Origin of the sequence: Piscinibacter sp., from assembly GCF_050175855.1 — a bacterium.
In the GTDB taxonomy this organism is placed as follows: domain Bacteria; phylum Pseudomonadota; class Gammaproteobacteria; order Burkholderiales; family Burkholderiaceae_C; genus Piscinibacter.
Map to the genome: position 1 here is coordinate 1 of NZ_JBFXIO010000418.1, position 4,144 is coordinate 4,144.

4 protein-coding genes are annotated in these 4,144 nt (G+C 65.9%); all 4 read right to left on the minus strand.

Translation table 11 applies throughout. The features are described 5' to 3' along the window. On the minus strand, positions 1 to 564 hold a 564-nt coding region (locus AB7U92_RS22870; protein ID WP_428582436.1), incomplete at its 3' end, for a serine hydrolase. Between the two features lie 157 nt (positions 565 to 721). Beyond that, entirely contained in the window at positions 722 to 2,263 is a 1,542-nt protein-coding gene (locus AB7U92_RS22875) for a 2-isopropylmalate synthase (protein ID WP_428582438.1), read from the minus strand. A 168-nt stretch (positions 2,264 to 2,431) separates the two neighbouring features. After that, positions 2,432 to 3,253, minus strand: a complete 822-nt coding sequence (gene pssA / locus AB7U92_RS22880) for a CDP-diacylglycerol--serine O-phosphatidyltransferase (protein WP_428582440.1) — start codon at positions 3,251 to 3,253, stop codon at positions 2,432 to 2,434. A gap of 76 nt (positions 3,254 to 3,329) precedes the next feature. Beyond that, positions 3,330 to 4,144, minus strand: an 815-nt coding sequence (gene ilvC / locus AB7U92_RS22885) for a ketol-acid reductoisomerase (protein ID WP_428582442.1), incomplete at its 5' end; no start/stop codon positions are given.

Below are 4,144 nucleotides of genomic sequence, written 5' to 3' on the forward strand. Positions count from 1 at the left end.
GAGCAAGGCGGCCTTCGCGTTCATCGCTTCGACGAAAGCCTTGAGCCCGCCAGGGTAGTGGCGCCCCAGCGCATGGGCGGCGCGGTTCTCCGACGACATGAGCGCCAGGTGGAGCATCTCCTCGCGGCTGAGCTGGGTGCCCACGCGCAGCCGCGAGCGGCTGCCCTTCTCGGTGTCGACGTCCTCCTGGGTGATCGTCAGCATCTCGTCCAGCGGCAGCTGGGTCTCGGCAACGACCAGCGCGGTCATCAGCTTGGTGATCGAGGCGATCGGCAGCACCGCGTCCGGATTCTTCGACAGCAGCACCTCGTTGGTCTCCTGATCCATCACCAGGGCCACGCTGGACTTCAGATCGAGGTCGTCATCCGTATTGCGCAAGCCCGCAAGCTGGCCGTAGGACGGACGCTCCCTCACCACCCGAGCGGCGCGCTTGGCGCGGCGCTGCTTCGGGGTGGCCTTGGTCGCCTTCTGCGCGGTGGCGGCCTTCTTGCGCACCTGCTTCTGGGCCGCCTCGACCGGCGGCGCGATGGTCAGGGCGATCGCTGCCACCAGGGCCACGGCCACGGTTGTGACAACCTTGCTGATCAATCCCACGACGGCCCTTTCGACTCGACTTGACCGCGAGTCTATTTGAAGGAAAAAAAACGCGCAAGATCAGGACCTTACGCGTTTTTCCTCAAGTCAGTCCTAGGACTGTCAGGAATGTGACCGAATTGGCAGGTCAGCCCTGTGCGGCCACGCGCTCCGTCTTGCTGTGCAGCTTGTTCAGCGCCGACAGGTAGGCCTTGGCCGACGCCACGACGATGTCCGGATCGGCACCCACACCGTTGACCACGCGCCCGCCGTGCTGAAGCCGAACCGTCACCTCGCCCTGCGATTCTGTGCTGCCCGATGTGATCGCATTGACCGAATAGAGCAGCATCTCCGCCCCAGTCTGCAGCTTCGACTCGATCGCCTTCAGGCTCGCATCGACCGGGCCGTTGCCGTCGCTCTCTGCATGCAGTTCCTCGCTGCCCGCCGCGAATGCGACGCTGGCATGCGGCCTCTCGCCGGTTTCCGATCGCTGCGCGAGCGAGAGAAGACGGTAGTGCTCGTTCTCCGCCGTCACCGACTCGTCCATCACCAGCGCGACGATGTCCTCGTCGAAGATGTCGCTCTTGCGGTCGGCAAGCTCCTTGAACTTCGCGAACGCCGCGTTGATCTCGGCCTCGGAGGCCATCTCGATGCCCAGTTCCTGCAGCCGCTGCTTGAAGGCGTTGCGGCCCGAGAGCTTGCCCAGCACGATCTTGTTGGCAGCCCAGCCCACGTCCTCGGCGCGCATGATCTCGTAGGTGTCGCGCGCCTTGAGCACGCCGTCCTGGTGGATGCCGGAGGCATGGGCAAAGGCGTTTGCGCCCACCACCGCCTTGTTCGGCTGCACCACGAAGCCGGTGGTCTGCGCCACCAGGCGCGAGGCCGGCACGATCTGCGAAGCATCGACGCCGACCTCGAGGCCGAAATAGTCGCGGCGCGTCTTCACCGCCATTACCACCTCTTCCAGCGAGCAGTTGCCGGCTCGCTCGCCCAGGCCGTTGATGGTGCACTCCACCTGGCGCGCGCCGCCCAGCTTCACCCCGGCCAGCGAGTTCGCCACCGCCATGCCGAGGTCGTTGTGGCAGTGCACCGACCAGATCGCCTTGTCGGAGTTGGGCACCCGCTCGCGAAGCTGGCGGATGAAACTGCCGTAAAGCTCGGGCACCGCGTAGCCGACCGTGTCGGGAATGTTGATCGTCGTGGCACCTTCGGAGATCACCGCCTCCAGCACCCGGCAAAGGAAGTCGGGATCCGAGCGATAGCCATCCTCCGGCGAGAACTCGATGTCGCCGCACAGATTGCGCGCGAAACGCACCGCCAGCTTCGCCTGCTCGAACACCTGGTCGGGCGTCATGCGCAGCTTCTTCTCCATGTGCAGCGCGCTGGTGGCGATGAAGGTGTGGATGCGAGACCGCGCCGCGCCGGCGAGCGCCTCGGCGGCGCGCGAGATGTCGCGGTCGTTGGCCCTTGCCAGCGAGCACACCGTCGACTCCTTGATGTGGTCGGCGATCGCCTTGACGGCCTCGAAGTCACCGTTGGACGAGGCCGCGAAGCCGGCCTCGATCACGTCCACCCGCAGTCGTTCGAGCTGCCGCGCGATGCGCAGCTTTTCGTCCTTGGTCATCGAGGCGCCGGGCGATTGCTCGCCATCGCGCAAGGTGGTGTCGAAGATGATGAGCTTGTCGGCCATGGTGGTGCTCCTGCGGAAAAGACAAACGGCCCGTTGCGGGATGCAAACGGGCCGTGAGATCGAGAGACGAACAGACGTGAGCGATCAACGAGCCCGTGGAACTCCTAGAAGAAGCACTAGCGTGATCGCGGTCGGGAACGTCATGGCGTGCAGTCTAGCACGTGGCATTCAACGGTGCAGGCCCTGTTCGTCGGGCTCGTCGGTCGAGGTGGCGATCACACTGACCGGCCTGCCCTTGGCCTTGCGATAGGCGTACATCGCGTAGCCCGACAGGCCGTAGACCACGAACAGCGCGAACAGCACGGTGGGCGGGTGGTAGGCCACCAGCGCGAAGGCCAGCGCGATGGCCACGATGACGATGAACGGTACCGAGCGCTTGAAGCTCACGTCCTTGAAGCTGTAGAACGGCACGTTGGTCACCATGGTCAGCCCGGCGAACAGCGTGAAGCCCATCGCCGTCCAGCCCAGCCAGGGGCCCTCGCGGAAGCCCTTGTAGCCGCTGTCGTCCATCAGCCAGATGAAGCCGATCACCAGTGCAGCCGCCGCCGGGCTCGGCAGCCCCTGGAAGAACCGCTTGTCGACCACGCCGGTGTTGACGTTGAAGCGCGCCAGCCGCAACGCCGCCGCGGCGCAGTAGACAAAGGCCGCGATCCAGCCCAGCTTGCCCATGCCCTTGAGCGCCCACTCGTAGACGATCAGCGCCGGCGCCGCGCCGAACGAGACCATGTCGGACAGGCTGTCCATCTGCTCGCCGAAGGCACTCTGCGTGTTGGTCATGCGCGCCACGCGGCCGTCGAGGCTGTCGAGCACCATCGCGCAGAAGATGCCGATGGCGGCGTTCTCGAAGCGCTGGTTCATCGCCATCACGATGGCGTAGAAGCCGCCGAACAGCGCCGCCAGCGTGAACAGGTTCGGCAGGATGTAGATGCCCTTGCGGCGCGGACGCGGCGCGGGTTCCACGTCGTCGGCCAGATCGGGTGCGTCGTTCATGGCCGCGAGGATACCGCAGGCCCCAGTGAAAAGGCCGCGCGGGAGCCCGCGCGGCCTTCGCTGGCGATGCGTCGGATCAGTTGCGCGACTGGTCGACCAGGCGGTTCTTCTTGATCCACGGCATCATCGCGCGCAGCTTCTCGCCCACCTGCTCGATCGAGTGCTCGGCGGTCAGGCGGCGGCGCGACTGCAGCGTCGGCGCGCCGGCGCGGTTCTCGAGGATGAAGCTCTTGGCGTACTCGCCGGTCTGGATGTCCTTGAGCACCTGCTTCATGACCTTCTTGGTCTCCTCGGTGACGATGCGCGGGCCCGTCACGTACTCGCCGTACTCGGCGTTGTTGGAGATCGAGTAGTTCATGTTGGCGATGCCGCCCTCGTAGATGAGGTCGACGATCAGCTTCAGCTCGTGCAGGCACTCGAAGTAGGCCATCTCGGGCGCGTAGCCCGCCTCGACCAGGGTCTCGTAACCGGCCTTGATCAGCTCGACGGTGCCACCGCACAGCACGGCCTGCTCGCCGAACAGGTCGGTCTCGGTCTCCTCGCGGAAGTTGGTCTCGATGATGCCGGCCTTGCCGCCGCCGTTGGCCACGGCGTAGCTCAGCGCTAGGTCGCGCGCCTTGCCCGACTTGTCAGCGTGCACCGCCACCAGGTGCGGCACGCCGCCGCCTTGCGTGTAGGTGGAGCGTACGGTGTGGCCGGGCGCCTTCGGCGCGACCATCCACACGTCGAGGTCGGCGCGCGGCACGACCTGGCCGTAGTGCACATTGAAGCCGTGCGCGAAGGCGAGCGACGCGCCCTGCTTGATGTTCGGCTCGACGTCGTTCTTGTAGACCGTGGCGATCTGCTCGTCGGGCAGGAGGATCATCACGACATCGGCGGTCTTCACGGCCT

Coding starts and splice junctions, on each gene's coding strand:
- AB7U92_RS22875 (WP_428582438.1), bottom strand. CDS start 2,263: ATGGCCGACAAGCTCATCATCTTCGACACCACCTTGCGCGATGGCGAG.
- pssA (WP_428582440.1), bottom strand. CDS start 3,253: ATGAACGACGCACCCGATCTGGCCGACGACGTGGAACCCGCGCCGCGT.